At 55.8% G+C, this 16,467-nt stretch carries 12 protein-coding genes; 5 read left to right on the top strand and 7 right to left on the bottom strand.

Annotated features, from left to right (window positions below; all coding sequences use genetic code 11):
• Positions 1–31: 31 nt before the first annotated feature.
• Complete coding sequence (locus Fuma_RS18570; RefSeq protein WP_145944249.1) at positions 32–3,304, bottom strand: beta strand repeat-containing protein; 3,273 nt, start codon at positions 3,302–3,304, stop codon at positions 32–34.
• A gap of 115 nt (positions 3,305–3,419) precedes the next feature.
• Between Fuma_RS18570 and Fuma_RS18565 the strand changes: the two genes are divergently transcribed.
• Entirely contained in the window at positions 3,420–4,037 is a 618-nt protein-coding gene (locus tag Fuma_RS18565; protein WP_077025439.1) for a hypothetical protein, read from the top strand.
• Positions 4,038–4,193: 156 nt separating this feature from the next.
• On the opposite strand, the gene Fuma_RS18560 is transcribed toward Fuma_RS18565, so the two are convergent.
• From Fuma_RS18560 to Fuma_RS18545, 4 genes are all read right to left on the bottom strand, one after another.
• Positions 4,194–4,709: a carboxypeptidase-like regulatory domain-containing protein gene (locus Fuma_RS18560; protein ID WP_083732147.1), complete on the bottom strand. Its 516-nt coding sequence runs from the start codon at positions 4,707–4,709 to the stop codon at positions 4,194–4,196.
• Complete coding sequence (locus Fuma_RS18555; protein WP_083732146.1) at positions 4,709–5,725, bottom strand: DUF1559 domain-containing protein; 1,017 nt, start codon at positions 5,723–5,725, stop codon at positions 4,709–4,711. Before Fuma_RS18555 ends, Fuma_RS18560 begins: the two co-directional genes overlap by 1 nt.
• A 381-nt stretch (positions 5,726–6,106) precedes the next feature.
• Entirely contained in the window at positions 6,107–7,087 is a 981-nt protein-coding gene (locus tag Fuma_RS18550; RefSeq protein ID WP_077025438.1) for a hypothetical protein, read from the bottom strand.
• A 12-nt stretch (positions 7,088–7,099) separates the two neighbouring features.
• A complete protein-coding gene (locus Fuma_RS18545) occupies positions 7,100–7,330 on the bottom strand; it encodes a hypothetical protein (protein WP_145944248.1) in 231 nt (76 codons plus the stop codon).
• A 325-nt stretch (positions 7,331–7,655) separates the two neighbouring features.
• Here Fuma_RS18545 and Fuma_RS18540 point away from each other — a divergent pair, with 325 nt between their 5' ends.
• Both Fuma_RS18540 and Fuma_RS18535 read left to right on the top strand, forming a co-directional pair.
• Positions 7,656–9,305, top strand: a complete 1,650-nt coding sequence (locus tag Fuma_RS18540) for a sulfatase family protein (protein WP_077025436.1) — start codon at positions 7,656–7,658, stop codon at positions 9,303–9,305.
• Complete coding sequence (locus tag Fuma_RS18535; RefSeq protein ID WP_077025435.1) at positions 9,305–10,399, top strand: CNNM domain-containing protein; 1,095 nt, start codon at positions 9,305–9,307, stop codon at positions 10,397–10,399. The genes Fuma_RS18540 and Fuma_RS18535 overlap by 1 nt, the downstream gene beginning before the upstream one ends.
• A gap of 43 nt (positions 10,400–10,442) precedes the next feature.
• On the opposite strand, the gene Fuma_RS18530 is transcribed toward Fuma_RS18535, so the two are convergent.
• Positions 10,443–11,303, bottom strand: coding sequence for a hypothetical protein (locus tag Fuma_RS18530; RefSeq protein WP_145944247.1), 861 nt, complete (start codon positions 11,301–11,303; stop codon positions 10,443–10,445).
• 363 nt (positions 11,304–11,666) lie between these two features.
• On the opposite strand from Fuma_RS18530, the gene Fuma_RS18525 reads away from it, so the two are divergent.
• Positions 11,667–13,130 carry a neutral/alkaline non-lysosomal ceramidase N-terminal domain-containing protein gene (locus tag Fuma_RS18525; RefSeq protein ID WP_083732592.1) on the top strand — a complete coding sequence of 488 codons (1,464 nt, stop codon included), beginning with the start codon at positions 11,667–11,669 and terminating at the stop codon, positions 13,128–13,130.
• A gap of 174 nt (positions 13,131–13,304) precedes the next feature.
• On the opposite strand, the gene Fuma_RS18520 is transcribed toward Fuma_RS18525, so the two are convergent.
• Positions 13,305–14,375, bottom strand: a complete 1,071-nt coding sequence (locus Fuma_RS18520) for a hypothetical protein (protein WP_077025433.1) — start codon at positions 14,373–14,375, stop codon at positions 13,305–13,307.
• A gap of 293 nt (positions 14,376–14,668) precedes the next feature.
• Here Fuma_RS18520 and Fuma_RS18515 point away from each other — a divergent pair, with 293 nt between their 5' ends.
• The gene (locus Fuma_RS18515) at positions 14,669–15,982 is read left to right on the top strand and encodes a porin family protein (RefSeq protein ID WP_077028402.1); all 1,314 of its coding nucleotides are present in this window, start codon (positions 14,669–14,671) and stop codon (positions 15,980–15,982) included.
• Positions 15,983–16,467 lie beyond the last annotated feature (485 nt).

Genomic DNA, 16,467 nt, shown 5'->3' with positions numbered 1-16,467 from the left:
CAGACTGGTCACTATCGAGTCGTCTCAGAATTCAATCGCCGGATTTCATCCGGCGAATACGTCGCGCCACTGACGTGAGTTCCGTTCCATCATCGCGCCGCTTCTGTTGTTGACGCCATTTGGCCGCTGCTGACGTTGCGATAACCGGTATCGCAATCACGCCGCCTTCCGTCGCCATGTCGTCCTGCTCGCTGGCATCAGTGTCTTCATCCGCTTCGGCGTCAGCCCGTGCATCGACGTTGCCATCCGCGTCTGGTTCTTCAGCAGCCCCGTCCTCGCCGTCCGGTTGCTCAAACGGGACAGGTTGCAATTCCAGAGGCTCCAGAGAAGCAGGCAATTCTTCCGTCGCTGGTTCAGGGCGACCGCCCGTAATTTCGAACTGCACAATCGGTCGCTGCACCACTTGCCCGTCGGTTTCTGTGACCAGCCACACTTCGTAGCCGGACCCATCTGTCAGTTCCGGGTTGTCGCGGACGAATGCTTCAAAGCTCTCGCGACTGGAAATGAAATCATTGTCTGTGACGCGAGAGACAACCACTTCAGCGGCGGCATCCAATTCGTATTGGCGGCGTATCTGAAGATACACCTCGGTGCCGATTGCCGTTTCTGAACTCGCTCCGGCACCGAACGACACATCGTCAGCAATCGTTTCGAAAATTGGCAGCGGGTCTCGTGCATCGAGTGGACGGGCGTCGATTGTTGGCCGCGCTTGAGGCTGGTTCAGCACAGTGCCTGGTGGTGGGCCGGCGGTGAATTCCCATTCAGAGCGCCCAACGGGAACGCCGCTGTTTGTCAGCACATCGTCGTCGAACAGTGTTTCAGTCGTCTGCTGCGGAAACTGGTCGGTTGGATTTGTGTCTGTGGAGCTCAACAAAGACAGCCCTGCATCCGGCTGGTTGATCACCTGCCCCGTCGCATCCGTGATCGTCTGCAAGGGGTTTGACGACGTGAACGGGGGCGGTGAATTTACGTCTGTCGAACCTGGAATCGTGGCCGAATCGCCCCAGACATTAATCGATGCGTGCTGCGATACAGAAAATCGTACGCCGATGATCCCTGGATTCACTTCATGCCCATTGCGGTCGTTGGGCGTACTGCCGAGATCGAGCGGCGAGTACAGATGCGGAATTCGATATTCGAGTCCACCTTCGTCGATGTTGTAAATCGTCTTGTCGGCGTCGGTAAGTGAAAACTCAAGGACGTCCATTAGAATGTTCCCAGGCACCGCATCGCCCGCCAGTCCTGCGTCTGTAAGACTGGTTTGCGACACCACTCCCCAGTCAACAACGACCTGAAGATTTTCTTCACCGTCGACACCGAACACCAGTTGCATCACGCCCAGCAGGCTGTCTCCCAGCGGTGTCAGTGAACTGCGACGGTTCTGTGCGTTTGACAGCGTCACGAATGCGCTTTCGGCTCCGTCTGTTGGCGCAGAAGCGAATGCTGTTGGTCGCGGCGCGATTTGCCGAGCGACTCCGCCATCTGTTCGCACTTCAACATTCGTCCCGAGATTCACATTGCCTGTTCCGCTGACAGAACCCGCGATAATTGTGATTCGATCGCCTGTGACATCGTCGAAGACGCCCGCCGCTGTGTTTTCGTCCGAAGAAATAATGGTTGAATCGGCGAGTTCAAAATTGCCCTGTCGGCTGATGAGCGTAATGGCTTCGTCGATGCTGGTCGTGAGCGAATTGTGGGCGGCATTGATATCTTCGTTGACGATCAGGTCACCAACCGTCGTGATGTTGATGTCACCCGCGTTGGCACTAACGCCGGTAGTTGAACTGAAGCTGACGCCGTCCGCGTTTCGAGCCGCCACGTTGGCGATTGTGGCGGCTGAATTATCGAAGTACACCACGTCGCCTCCAACGGCCAGATTTTGCGCTGCCAGCACGTCGACATCGTTGGCTGCGCCGCCCAGTCGGATATCGCCTGTTGTTCCTTCCTGACGAACGCCAAGGATTCCCGCCGTAATCATTCCGGCGGCTGTTTGGTTGATCGTGCCGTTGCTGATTAGTCGCACGGTGCCTTCACCGGCGTCGACCAATCCCGTCAGTAGGATCGAATCTGCAGCGACGGTCGGCGATCCTGCCGACAACGTGATGTCGCTTGCTGCTGTGCCCGCCGAACCGGTGCCTTCTGTTGTGATGTCTCCAGCGGTCAAGCCAGCGGAAGACGTTAGGGTAATATCGGCGGCGTTCGCGGTGCCACTGGCGTCAGCGCTTGCCACGTTCGTGAAGCTCACGTCGCCGCCGCCGGACTGATCGAAGCGGATTACTCCATCCTGCGTGGTCAACGAAGTGACGGTTGTTGCGGCGGCGGACTGGTTGTCCAGATCGATATCTCCAGCCGTGGTGTCGGCCGAAATTGACGTCGCCGCCAGTTCCAGTTCTGCGGTCTCGCCGATCCCGTCGGCAGCATTCAAGTCAATGGTGTTTGCGGTGATGTCGTTTGTTATGTCGGCTGCCGCGTCGTCGATGCGGCCGGCTGAGGTCAAGACAACGTTGTCACCGTTCACTGATTCGACCAGGATGTCAGAATCTTCTGAAATCTGCACATCACTACTGGCCGTCACTCGCAGACTGCCGAAGTTAGTTTCGTCGGCCGCGTCGTCGCCGAGTGTTACGCTGTCGGCAGTGAAGGCCGCTGATCCGCCGACCGTGATTTCGCTTCCGGCTGCGTCCGTGATGTCGCCGTTAGTCGTGACGTTTATCGTGCCACTGATGTCGAGGTTGTTTAGTTGAAGATCGTCGGCGTCAACCAGAGTCAGGTTGTCAGCCAAAACGGAAACGCTGCTGAAGTTGTTGCCAGCAGTTGATAGATCGACGTCGCCACCGTTGGTGATTTGCAGTTGGTCCACCTGCAAACCACCGCCCGAAGTCGCCACGCCATCCAGCGGCGCGGTGCTCGCATCGATCGCGACACCGTCAACACTGACTGGCGAATTGAAAATCAGGGTTTTGGAGTCGGGCGAAAGTGAAAATTCCGGCGAGAGCAGATCGGCGTCGGTGGCGTCCCAAACTCCATCAGTGAGCGTGAAGCTGGCGACACCGGTGGGCGGCAACACGCTGGAACCGAGGTCGCCCTGCATCGTGAGCGTATCGCCGGCGTCGAAACCGTTGAGCGTCAGGATGCCCGCCATATTGATTCCGAAACCCGCGTCCAGCAGGATACGTTGTTCCAGGCGAGTCACCTTGAGTTGACTGCGGGAATGTGCCGCCTGTGGTTTCGGTTGCCGTCGAGTGGACGGCCGGGCGTGAAGGCGGTGACGCAATTGATCAATAAACCGGAAGACGGATGGCACCGGATGTCCTTCTTATTAACAAAATATCGGTCGCGCGGATGGCACCACTCATTCTAACAAAGTCAGACCGCAAGGTTCGATGATGTAGGGGGAACCATTTTTTGCGGAGTACACCATGCACGGCTTTTTTCGATTCCATCGCTGCTCACGAACTGTCCGCCACCTGTTGCTGGCTGGCATGATGGTCGGTTCAGGCAGCGATTTTCTGGCTGCTGACGACTCATCGCAAACCTTGTCTGGTTCAGACGCAGCAATTAAGCAGGATTCGGCTGAACAACCGGTGACGGCACGCTCGGAAAGGCCGCTTTCGGACGGTCACGCCGATTCTGAAGATGGCACGCCAAAACGCATCGGCCAGCCATTGTCGCCTGAAGCTGCTTCGGTGCTGCCGCCGGAATTGTTTCGCCCGCTGTCCGAAGTCCGGCTGGCCAAAGCGATTGCGGCAGAATCACTGGCGGAAGAACCTCTGCGTGAACCGCGTGACCTGGCGGCAGAAATCTATGGGACTAAGCCGGTATTCCACGACGTAGTCGGATTCAGCGTAGTGCCTCGACCGTGGCGGGATTCGTTTCGGGTGTGTCACTGGCCGCTGTATTTCGAAGAATCCGCTCTGGAACGCTGCGGCTACAGCCACGGGGCACTCACAGACGGCGTGTCAGCGCTGCGGTTTTTTGGGCGAGTTCCCCTGCTGCCGTACCTCGTGACGGTCGCACCACCGTTTTCCTGTCAGTAGTTTGAGTGTGACTCTGCTTGTCGCTTAGAAGCTGCCCCTGAATGTGGGAATGCGCGCCAGACAGGCCTTACGCCGACGTGCTTCGTCTGCGCATAAAAAAAACTGGCATGAACCACGAAGAGCGTCCATGCCAGTCAGCAAATTCCCTCGCTGCGGCTATTCTGATTCCAGGTCGAAATCGAATGTGGTTTCCGAAGCGGAAACTGAGGCACGCAGTTCCGAATCCTTGTTGTACTTCGCAGGGACAAGTTCGTGAGATGTGTCTGCCGCACTGGGCTCAGCATCTCCTTCCTCTGCTTCGCCTTCGCCGGCACCACCTTCTTCGCCGGAATTCAGTCCGAGAATCTTTTTGGTCGTGCTGATGCGAACCACTTTGTCGCCTGGCATAACACCAGACATCTCAGTGTCTAACTGCATTTCGTAGTACCCGGATTCGTCCGTCTGACCGTACGAAAACTGGCCAGTTTCCGGATCTTCGAAGGTCACAACCGCGTAGGGTAATGGATTACCGTCCAAAGTAATGACACCGGTGACATCGATCAGGCCCAACTTGCCGTAATCGGTTTGCGGAGCAACGCTGCAGCCAACCATCATCGCAATGCAAAGACTGGCGGCCCATCGTTTTGGATTGCGCCGGCTGCGTGTCGACTGCTTAATCTTATTACGTTTCATTAGTATTCACCTACAACTTCACCACCACCGATCGAGCCCAGAGCACGGTATACGTCCAGGTCGATATTTTCAGAAATGAACCTCGCTGAACCATCGGCCAGAGAAAACTGAGCTCCGCCGATGTGGTAGCTACCGAAACTCAATTCGGCCAGAACACCGGGAACCAGTGGATCCAGACGGCCGTTCATCTTTGGATAGCAGGATCCCAGACCTTCAGAATATTCTGTGCCACCGCGGTCACCTTCGCGACAATCCCAGCCGCCGGTTTGAGGCGAGCCAAACTGCCAGTAGTCGAAGCCCTGGCCATCCCGCACGTAGGTAGGATCGCAGTAAGATTCGCCGACCATAAGCGTCGACGATGTACCGTCCGTCAGGTCCCGAATTCGAGTGCTGCTGCAGCCATAAAACATGCCGTTGAGGCCGGTTTGACTCTCCAGGGCAACGGCGTTGGGGTGACCAACAGGGATCGTCGACAGGTCGTCCGACGGCGCGTTAGAACCAGAGACAGCTCGGTAGCTGATTGGTACTCGGCCGACGATGCCGTTGTTGTCGATGTGTTCCGCGATTGCCATGCTGGGGCAGCGGAATGCCGGGATTAGTGTTCCGCATGCTGCCTCGTTGGCTCCACCCGAGTCCCAGTTGCCGAGTCCTGATTCCTGCCAAACAAAGGTGTTGTACAGATTGGCCTGTTCGATCTGAGGCAAAATCATGGCCGTCCACAGTGTTTCTCGTTCGTCGAAGCCAAACGGAAACACGCCAACGGTGTCGTGGTAATTGTGCATCGCCAGCCCTAGTTGCTTGAGGTTGTTTTTGCACTGAGTTCTGCGTGCTGCTTCGCGAGCCTGCTGGACGGCGGGCAGCAGCAATGAAATCAGGATTGCAATGATCGCAATGACAACCAGAAGTTCAATCAACGTAAAGCCCCGCTTACGACGCGCCGCGTGACGGATTCCGCTGTTGATTTGTGGGTTGCCGCTTCCAGATTGCGGCGGCGAAGAGTTCTCGAGCCATCTCATGTTGATTCTTCCTTACTCGACGTGAATACAAATTTGACCGGACATTTTCGTCCGTCGTTAACGGTCCTTCGTGAAGTCCTCAGTACAAGAGGTTACGGACCTTTCATTGGATTGCCCTACGGGCTTAGCGGGGTGATTCGGCCCTTTGCTGACTCGTCTAAAAAGCTGGCAAATGCCTCTCGACCTCCGCTGGTCCCGACGGCGCGGTATTCTGGAGGCGAATGTTAAGATCCGTTTAATTGTGCCGTGGGATGTTGCGGGATTGCGGATTTCCTCATTTGCCGGACACGTACGCAAAAGAAGCCCAGCTCTTGGAAAAGCTGGGCTTCGGTATGGACTAAATAACCGCGAGGTGACGCGGGAGATTGAGGGCAGCTGAGCCTACTCAGTCGGTTTAACTTTCTTCATCAGTTCGTCCGCTGAACGGCGGTGCTGCTTGATGGCCGCCAACGCTTCATCGATAACGTCGGCTAGTTCTCCGTCAGCTTTCTGTCGCAGAACTTCCAGCGTGGCCTGTTGCTGAAGGTGAGACGCGGCATACATGCCAACAAGAGCTGCGTCGAATTCGTAACCGGACCGGTTCTTCAAATCGGCTTCGGCCAGTTTGCTCAGCTCCTTTGTGACATCTTCGTGGACCTTAACCCACGCTTTTCCACCTCGGTCCACGCGTCTTAGGGGACGGTTGTTGACGTTGGGGAATGATTCACGTGCTTCCTGAACGATGTCGCGACCTTCTTCAATCGCCTCTTCAGCGACGTCGGCAATCCGTTCGACTTTCTCGTCCAGCTGTTTCTCACCAGAGACCTGTCGGACACCGGAGGTCTCCGAATCGACGGAGTCTACGCCGTCGCTAACTTCATCGACGATGCCTTCCACGAGTTTCAGCACCTTGCCGGGCGAACGGCGACCGCGACGTGGATTGCGATCGTTGGCAAGCTGCCGTGATTCTTCCGAATCCTTCGCGTCGCTTGAGGGGCGAGTATCCGCACGGCGAATTTTATCAATCAGCTTCTGATGGTCGGCGACCAGCTTCTCACTGAATTTTTTCGCTTCCGCCGAAGACGCCTGTCGGGATCCAAATTTTGCGAGACCCAAAAAAGACCGTTGCTCAGCCAGGATCCAGTTCGCGACGTGCGCGTTCGTGCGACGGGATGCTAATCGTTGCGGTGGTGTTTCATCTGCGGCAGCATTCGGTTGCCGTGCGTCTTTGGTTGCGGGTGTCGACACTTCGTCGTCCACATTGACTTGCACACCGTTCTTGTCAGCCGCGACATCGACGTCCTGAGCCATCGCCGAGGCTGGGGCTGCGATTACCGCGGCGGCCATCAATGCTTCCATGAAGGGGCGTTGCTTTAAAATCATTGTTGTTCTCCGTTACTCGTTGTCAGAAGGGTCTCGAACGGAAGAATCGCAGCTTATGCGGCCGTAACTTGCGTTCGAGTCGGAATTGTAAATTGCAGTCAGGTCAGAGATGACTGTCGTTGGCTCGTCCTGAAGATCACCATTGAGTCCCACTCGCGGGTAGGAAATTCCGTGAACGGTTTGAATGGGAAGTCCTTCGTGACGGACGTCCTGTTCCTGTTTTTCTTTTTGTTGTACTGACATTCCTGGCCACTCCTGTGAGATGCGTGGGCTCGCGGTCACGACTCGAATCATGCACGACGATTCGCTTCGCAGTCGCCGCTTGCCCCATCAAAGTTAATCTTCAGTTCAGCTCTACAGTAAGCAAACCGCGTGCCGTACAGTTCCGGCGCCCGTTGCGGCTGGAACTGACAAATCATCGGTGGATCAGCAACCACCGCGGCCTCTGATCAGCCACGAGGTCAAGTTCAGGACCGGCTTTGCACCTGTTCCGTGGTTTGCTGACTCATTCGTGGTATAAAGCTCTGCAACCACAACTTTCGGCTTTTCACCATGGGATCGAATCTAAATGAAAATTCTTCTTTGCCTGCTGACATTATTCCCCGCGACTGCCGTCGTAGCGGCGGACAAGCCCAACATTCTGTTCATCATGTCAGATGACCATACCGCTCAGGCCATAGGAGCGTACGCGACGTTGCTGAAGTCACTTAACCCGACTCCAACAATCGACACACTGGCGCAGGAAGGCATCTGTTTTGACAACGCGTTCTGTACAAACTCCATTTGCACGCCGTCGCGAGCCTGCATTCTCACGGGGCAGTACGATCACGTGAACGGCGTGTTCGATTTGGGTGGCAAGATCGAAAAGCCGAACCAGATGCTGCCAATTCAAATGAAGAAAGCGGGATACCAAACCGCGATCGTTGGCAAATGGCATCTGAAGGCGGAGCCTAACTTTGACTACTACAAAGTGCTGCCGGGGCAGGGAAAGTACTTCAACACAGACTTCCGAACGCAGGGTGACAAGCCGTGGCCGAAGAATGTGGTGACTCACCAGGGGCAGCACTCGTCAGACGCCATCACAGATTCAACGCTGGAATGGTTTCAGGAACATCGAGACCCCAGCAAGCCGTTCTTTCTGTGTCATCAGTTCAAGGCACCTCACGACTACTTCGAAAGTGCGCCGAGGTACGACAGTTATCTGGCCGACATCGACATTCCGGAACCAGAAACTTTGTGGACTATGCCAGACACATGGGGGTCACTGGCGACTCGCGGGCACAACGATGAACTGATTCCGCACATTGGAACGTCGATTGGTCGCCGCAATCCGCGACGGTCTTATGCTCGCGACTTGCCACAACAGTTTCCGAAGGAGTTTAAGTGGGACTACGACAACAAAGAATTATCTGATTACGACATCAAGCGTCTGGCGTATCAGGCCTACCTGAAGAAGTATCTGCGTTGCGTGAAAGGAGTCGACGATAACCTGAAACGTCTGTTCGACTACCTGAAGGCGGAAGGGCTCTACGACAATACCGTCATCATCTACACGGGCGACCAGGGCTTTTGGCTGGGCGAAAAAGACTATCAGGACAAGCGCTGGGCGTACGATGAATCTCAGCGCATGCCGTTTATCGTTCGCTACCCGAAATCAATTCCAAAGGGGATTCGCAGCGACGCGATCGTCGAAAACGTGGACTACCCGGCCCTGATGCTGGACTTCGCCGGCGCAGATGTTCCCTCCAGCGTGCAGGGGAAGTCGTTCCGATCCATCTGTGAAACGGGCGACGAACCGGCCGACTGGAAACAGGCGGCCTACTACCGCTATTGGATGCACATGGCTCATCACGACAATCCCGGCGAAATGGCGATTCGCACGAAGAACCACAAGCTGATTTACTTTTACGGTTGCGACTACGATGGCCAGAACCAAACTCCTCCCGCCTGGGAGTTATACGATCTGAAGAAAGATCCGCGCGAACTGAACAATGTTTACGACAACGCGGACTACGCAAAAGTAAGAGACGAGCTGAAGGCTCAATTTGCAGAGTTACGCACGCAGGTTGGTGACGATGGTTCGCACTATCCGAAGTGCGAACAGATTGTGCAGAAGTTCTGGGACTACGACGAGGCGGACCGCGCAGAAGCTGTTGAGCTGTCTCATAAATTTCGTGAACAGCGCGAACAGATGTTGAAGAAGCAGGAGAAACTGTAATGAGTCCCGACGTAATTCTGCTGATCGTCTTTCTGCTAATCGCATTAAGCTTTTCGTTTTTTTGTTCGGTGGCCGAAGCTGTGCTGCTGTCAATTTCTCCGTCGTTCACGGCTTCGTTAAGGGATACCAACAGCGGTGTTGCGGAACTTATCGAACGTCTGAAGGAAAACGTCGAACGCCCTTTGGCCGCCATTTTGAGCTTGAATACGATTGCTCACACAGTGGGAGCAGCGGGTGTGGGGGCTCAGGCGCAGATCGTTTTCGAAGGCAAGTACATTGGGCTGACCTCGGCGATTTTGACGCTGTTGATTCTGATTCTGTCGGAGATCATTCCGAAGACGCTGGGAGCAGTCTACTGGCGGCCTTTGGCACCGATCGTGTGTCGGTCTGTGGCCATGTTGATCTGGTTGATGTACCCACTGGTCGTGATGTCAGAATGGCTGGCCAAGCTGATTGCGCCGGCGGAGGCTCATCCCACGGTCACTCGAGAAGAAGTGGCAGCTCTGGCGGCGCGCGGTGCGGAGGAAGGACATCTGCACAACGACGAATCTCGTATTCTGAATAACCTGTTTCGCTTTCGCGTGCTGAAAGTCAAAGACATCATGACGCCGCGTCCTGTGGTGCTGGCGTTGCCGCAGTCAATGACTGTCGGGGAGGCGATGGAGAAACATCCGAAGTTGCAGTTTTCCCGCGTTCCTTTGTTCGAAGAAACTCGCGACGAGATTGTGGGTTTTGTGCTGAAGACGGACATCCTTCTGGCGCAGGCTCACGACGAACATGACAAGCCGCTGAGTGAAATGCGGCGTGATATCGTCACGATTCGTCCGGGGGCGTCACTGTCGCAGTTGTTCGAAACACTGATTGATACGCGAGCTCACCTGGCGTTGGTGGTCGACGAATACGGAGGCTTTGCCGGCCTGGCCACGTTGGAGGACCTTGTGGAAACGTTGTTCGGTCTGGAGATCGTGGATGAAGCCGATCGCGCCGAAGATATGCAGGCTCTGGCCAGGCAAAAGTGGCTCGAACGCGCCAAGAGTCTGGGGCTGGACGTGGAGGAGTTGACGTCTGACGTGATCGACGAGCCGAAGCCGTAAAAGCTTTACGACGGGGACTGGTCCAATGGAGATTCAAGGTGGTTTATTTCGCCACTGCCCCGGTGACTTTGTCCGCTGTGGCGACGGTAGCGTGGTAAATCAATTTGCCGGCACTGATAAGAGTTGGCTCATGTGCTGCAAGCTGTTGATTCTCTGACGAAATGCGCCAGACCATTTCAGCAGCAATGCATGTTCGCGCGTCGCTGGGCAGGTCCTGATGGAAATACACACCGTTTGAATCTCGCCGGGCAACCGTCCGTCCATCAAGGTCGTAAGCCGAATGGCTTGATTCAGCCCCATAAGAGAACTTCTCAATCGCGTTGTGGTCGGGGGGAGGCTCAAGACGTCTGAAATGCCTGATTGTTCCTGCAGACGTTACGATCTCTGCGGTCAGAGTCCCTTCACCTGCCGTCGGCGCGGCACTTGGCGTGAATGCGTCAGTGGAGTCGCGTAGTCGGAAATAGCCGAGTGGCCGACCGCCTTCGGTAACCACGCCGCTGATCGGGCCGGGTTTGGGCGAGGTCCAGATTCCCAGTGTCTTAATAGTTTCTCCGGTTTCCTGCACGCCAATCTGAACATCGGCTGACTGCCCTGTCGGCGTCTGAAGGCTGAACTCGCTAATCAGCCGATCTTCCATAAATGAAACCTGCTGGATACCCGACTGCGCCTTTTTTCCTGCAAGGCGAGCCGCCGAGTAAGGTCCAAACGCGCTGCTCTGGTACGGACCAATCCGAATCTTCTGAGAAATCTGAGCGGCGCCAGTGCTTTCGACGTCGTAGACCACTTCCATCCCCGGTCGGCTAATCAGCGTCGTTTCCTGTGCCGACGAACAACCGACCGCAGTGAAGGCAAGTACTAACACAGCCGCTGCACATAGCGAACTTGCAACGCGAGATGATTTCATGAAGTCAGCCTCCGGTCCTCGTCGCGAATCGTTGTGGCATGTTTGTTTAGAAACGTTGCTTGGTCGCAGACATGGTCGCCGCTCACTTGCATGCTGTAAACGCCTCATCGGCGTGCAATTTCCGGTAAATCTTATCCCGCCCTGGGGGTCGCGAAACTCTCGGCGATTACTGCGTCTTGCGGCTTCTGTGGAAGTCGAAGGAAATCGACTGAGGGATCCTGCTGTGACTGAATACCACCATGCGATTGCCTATGATGGCGCCGCGAATGTGCGCACCGCGTTTGGAAGTTTCGAGTGACCACCGGCATGGACTGCGCCAGTTTGCAGTTTGCCAACCTTTCATGGAATAAACGGAATCGATACATGTTTAAAGTTCTACAGACCATCGTTGTTCTGGTCGGCATAGCTGCTGCCGCGATTGCTCAGGACAAGCCAGCCGCAGAATCCGGAGCGAAGGTGGCCGTAAAGGCGGGAGCAGCGGCGGTCGACATCACACCGACGGAATTTCCGCTCAACATGCCCGGCGGATTTTCAGAGAACATGGCACAGAGTGCTCATGATCCACTGCATTCGCGAGCACTTGTGCTAAGCGACGGCACGACGACGTTGGCGATGGTTGTCGTGGACACTTTGGGAGCTTCGCCCGAACTTTTGGACGAAGCGAAGAAGATTGCAGCAGAGAAAACCGGAATGGCGACGGATCGCATGCTGATCAGTTCCACTCACACTCACAGCGGGCCGTCGTCAAGTTCAAGAGACGGATCCGGACCGGCCGCCGCGTATCGCAAAGTGCTGATTAATGGGATCGCGGAATCCATCGTTCGAGCTCACGCGGCCCTGCAACCAGCGTCGGTCGGGGCTGCCAGTCATCCTTTTCCGGATGAAGTCTTCAATCGTCGGTGGTATCTAAAGCCTGGCAAAATGCCCGCCAATCCGTTCGGAAAGATGGACGCGGTCAAAATGAATCCCTCCCGCAGCCCCGGGGTAATGGATCGCCCGGCCGGTCCAACAGATCCTGACATCACAATTCTTTCTGTGCAGGACGCTCGCCGGAAACCGCTCGCTCTTTTCGCCAATTACTCGCTTCACTACGTCGGCGCCACGCCACGCGGTCAGCTTTCGGCGGATTATTTCGGTGAATTCGCGCGTTTGATGCCGACGCGTTTACGAGCTGGCGAAGACTTTGTGGCGATGATGTCGAACGGAACGTCGGGCGACATTAACAACATTCCGTTTACAACAATCCGGCCGCCTCGCGAACCGTTCGAGCAGATTCAGATCGTGGCTCGTAAAGCGGCCGACACGGCCTGGTTTGCTCACGGCAAAATTGAAACACACCAGGCAGAAGCTCCGTTGGCGATGCTGCAGCGTGAAGTTGTTCTGAAGTATCGACGGCCAAGCGAGGAAGAAACGGCGGCTGCTAGAAAAATTCTGGCACTCACAGACGAAGATGCCATCAAGCGTCTCCCACGACTCGCCCAAAACTACGCGCGACGGACAGTGCGAGCAGCTGAACGCGAAGAGGAAACTCTGACCGTGATTATTCAGGCGATACGAATCGGGGATCTCGCCGTTTGTGCGATTCCGTTCGAAACGTTCGTCGAAATCGGACTGGAACTCAAAGACCGCAGCCCGTTCTCCACGACCATTGTGATTGGTTTGGCAAACGGACGAATTGGTTACCTGCCGACTCCCGAGCAGCATCGGCTTGGCGGCTACGAAACATGGCTCGGCACCAACCAGGTCGAAAAGGATTCATCCGTCATCCTTGTCCAGCAACTGCAGGGGATGATGGAAGAACTGCACGCAGGCAAAGCGGCGAAATGAAATGCGTAAGCGGAGTCTCCGTGACCGGGCAGCAATTCAGTCGCCGAGTTTGAAGGTGACCGCGAGCTGCAATGGCGTCGGATAGGCGCAACTGAAGTTAGGTGTAACTGAAAAAGGAGGACCGGCGGTGTGCCGGTCCTCCTTTGTTTTTTAGGTAGTCAAGCCGTGATGTCACTACTGTTGAACGGATCCGGCTGGCGCGCTACCGGAATCGCTTTGCGGGGCGGTTGGTTGTGCTGCAGGTGGTGCTGCGGCTGCTGGTGGTGCTGAAGGTGGTTGTCCGTTGTTGGCCGCCGCTGAAGTTGTGGCGCTGCCGTTTGCAGAGAAGTTCACCTGGCTGACAGGTTTTGTGCTAAGACCTTTGGGTTGCGATTGAGCGGCCTGTCGGATTTTTCCGTTGGCCTTCGCTTGCAGCTGTGTCTGGGCACTGGCAAACGCATTTAATGCGTCTTCCATTTTCTGCGCTTTCAGCATCAGCTGTGTGTCAGATGTCGCGAGAGCTCGGTCACGCACTTCTGAGATCTGAGCGCGGCGCTGACGAGCTGCGACGTTGATGCGAGTGCTTAACGACGCATCGCTTTCGAGGCTCGCGAGCAGACCTGATCGGCTACGCGACGACACGCCACCTTCTGGCGATTCGTCGGATGCTGATGGGTCGGCATTTGGCTGCGGGACGCTAACGGTTGGATTCGGCGTTTCGTTCGCTGGTTTGCGGAGCGGGTTGAAGCGACCGAAGATGTTGTCGTAAACCTGAACGTCTGTTCGAGTCAGGTCGGCGGGCAAACTAAGTCGTGTATCAAGCCCCAGTCGAGCGGCCGTGTTTGTGTCCATGCGGGCTTGCGAAGTCCCAACTCCCACATTGGTCCCGATTCTCGCGTTGGCGGCCAGTCGAACGTTCAAGCCGCTCGACGCACGTTGGCGTGCGGCTGCTGCCTGATTGCTGACAGCGGCTGCCACCTGGTTTTGAGCCGTCAAAGTGACTCGTTGAGCAATACTGGCAGCGCGAGCGGCTTCTGCCTGAATGCGCGATTGAACCTGAGCTTGCGCTCTGGCCTGGACCTGTTGCTGAACCTGTGCCTGCGCCTGCACCTGCTGTTGTACCTGATTTTGCACCTGTTGCTGAATTTGCGTGTTTGATCTCGCGGCGGCGGCAGCTCCGGCGACGCCGTTAAGTTGAGCGGACGCTGTGGATGTCAGAAGGGCCACGATGCCAACGGCAGAACATGTAAATCTAAGAGAGGCCATGATTTGCGTATCCTTGCATTTCAGGGTTTCGTCGCGGGCGTGCCGAGACAGGAAGATGGGGGTACGGCATCGCCGAAAATCGGCCTGTCCGTATTCGCAGTGTCCTGATAAAAAGGCCCTTCCAGGAACTACCGACAAGCAAGTTACAACAAACTGCCGGGCCGTGGAAAGAGAAGATTCCCTTGCAATGCAAGCAACTTATTCGCCATGGTTCATGCGCGCTAGTCTGCTTTTTTGCGCTGATGCATGCCGCCGTCGGGCAGCAATCTGATGCCGGAAATCCTGACCAAGAAATGCTGACTCTGCTGCAGAAGATGGTGCAGGAAGATCCCACGCGTTCGGATTCGTGGCGGCTGATTGGCCGGATCTATCAAAAGCAAGGCGATACAGCTCAGGCGAAGAAGGCTTTCGAAAGAGCTCTCCAGGAGCAGGCCGACAACATCGCCGCTCACTCGGACCTGGGCGACTTGCTTTCGGATCTTGGGCAATCAGAAGCGGCGGCCGCTCACTATTCCGCTGTGATGTCGCTCGGGCCAGAAAGCAGTTACGCCGCAGAGCTCAGCAAACGAGGCTTCGGCAACACAGGTTCGTCGAATGCTCCTTCTATGGCGGACAGTACGACCATCGACGAAGACGAACTGAATTCCATCAACCTGATCGGCTATGAGATTCAAACCTTCGATGGCGCCGACGATCTTGATCGGATTCTGGATGTCATCGAATCAGACACCACGACGCCAACGGATCGGTTTCGTGCGGTGTTTGAGGTTGGCACGCTGTACAACACGAATCTGAGTCTGACACCCATCAGTCGAAGCCTGCGCACAGGCGATGGAGCCAGTGCGCAACTGTTTATCAGTCCGAGTCTGGAGTGGATTGCTTTTGACAATGGCCGAATGCGAGTCGGGCCGTTGGGACGCGGGTACTTTACTTTCAATGAAAGCAATTTTGATTCTCTCAACCTTGCCAGCTTTCAGCCCGGACTGTTTGTGGAGCGGGATTTTGAATGGGCCGATCATCCGCTAATCGGCCGTGTGGATTACGTGTACAGTACAGACTTCCTCGGTGGCGATCATTTTGGCGACCGGCATTCCGTCACTGCGTCGCTGACAGCCATCCTGCCGGACAGCGATGCCATCTACAGCTACTTCACGACAAGCTTCGCCGACTTCACCGAAGATGGAGTGACTCCGTCTGTCGAATCTCTGGACGGCCCTGCTTACACAGCAGGAGTCAGTCGCTTTTTTACCACGGAGTCGAAGTGGATTCCGGCCTGGAGTTTGGGGGCCGACCTGGAACACGCCGCCACGCGAGGTGCTGACTTCCGATATTCAGCGGCAAATCTTCACACGGACGTGACGATTCAGCTCAACGAAAAGCTTAGCCTCATTCCTAAAGCTGGCGTCGGGTATCGGCATTACCCGGACTTCACAGGAGCTGTCGATCGCGATGAAACCACCTGGCGCGTCGGCGCTCGACTGCGTTGGCAATGCACGAAGTTGTTCTCCGTGTCGGCGATCGTGGGGTACGACCGATTTGCTTCCGACAACGAGGAGTTCGACACTGATCGAACGGAAGCAGGGATCGTGTTTACCTTCACGCATTAGCTCATGCTGCGCGGCCGTTGGCATTCAGCGCGAAGGTCGTTGCCGATCTCGTTGTGATTTGGCGCCTGGCCGATGATCCGAATCGAACCACATGTTGTATCTCAGCCGCCTTCAGTGCTTGTCATCACTGCGACGGTTATGACTCCTTTGCTGAGCCGCGTTGGCGAGTGGATGCTGCGGTGGACGGGAAGCATAGGTCGCGTGGAACTGCGTGCGCGGTTGATGCGGGCTGCTGAATTTTTCGCTTAATCCACAGAGGCAACGACGTTGTTTGCTCAGCATACGTGACTCGCAATTTCGGCAATCACAAGTGTTCAACGAGCAGCCCATCGTTCATTCTGAGCACTACCTTTAATCGGCGTGCGGAATGCGTCTTTAACTTCCCAGGCTCGGGAAGTGCCCAAAATGGCACTTCCGTCTTCTGAGAAAAGAAATGGCCTGTTTTCCATCCAGCTTGCCAGGGCTGATACCGGCATGCAGAATCC

Origin of the sequence: Fuerstiella marisgermanici (genome assembly GCF_001983935.1) — a bacterium.
Taxonomy (GTDB): Bacteria; Planctomycetota; Planctomycetia; order Planctomycetales; family Planctomycetaceae; genus Fuerstiella; species Fuerstiella marisgermanici.
The sequence above is the reverse complement of the archived record's forward strand: the minus strand, read 5'-3'. Positions and strand labels throughout refer to the sequence as shown.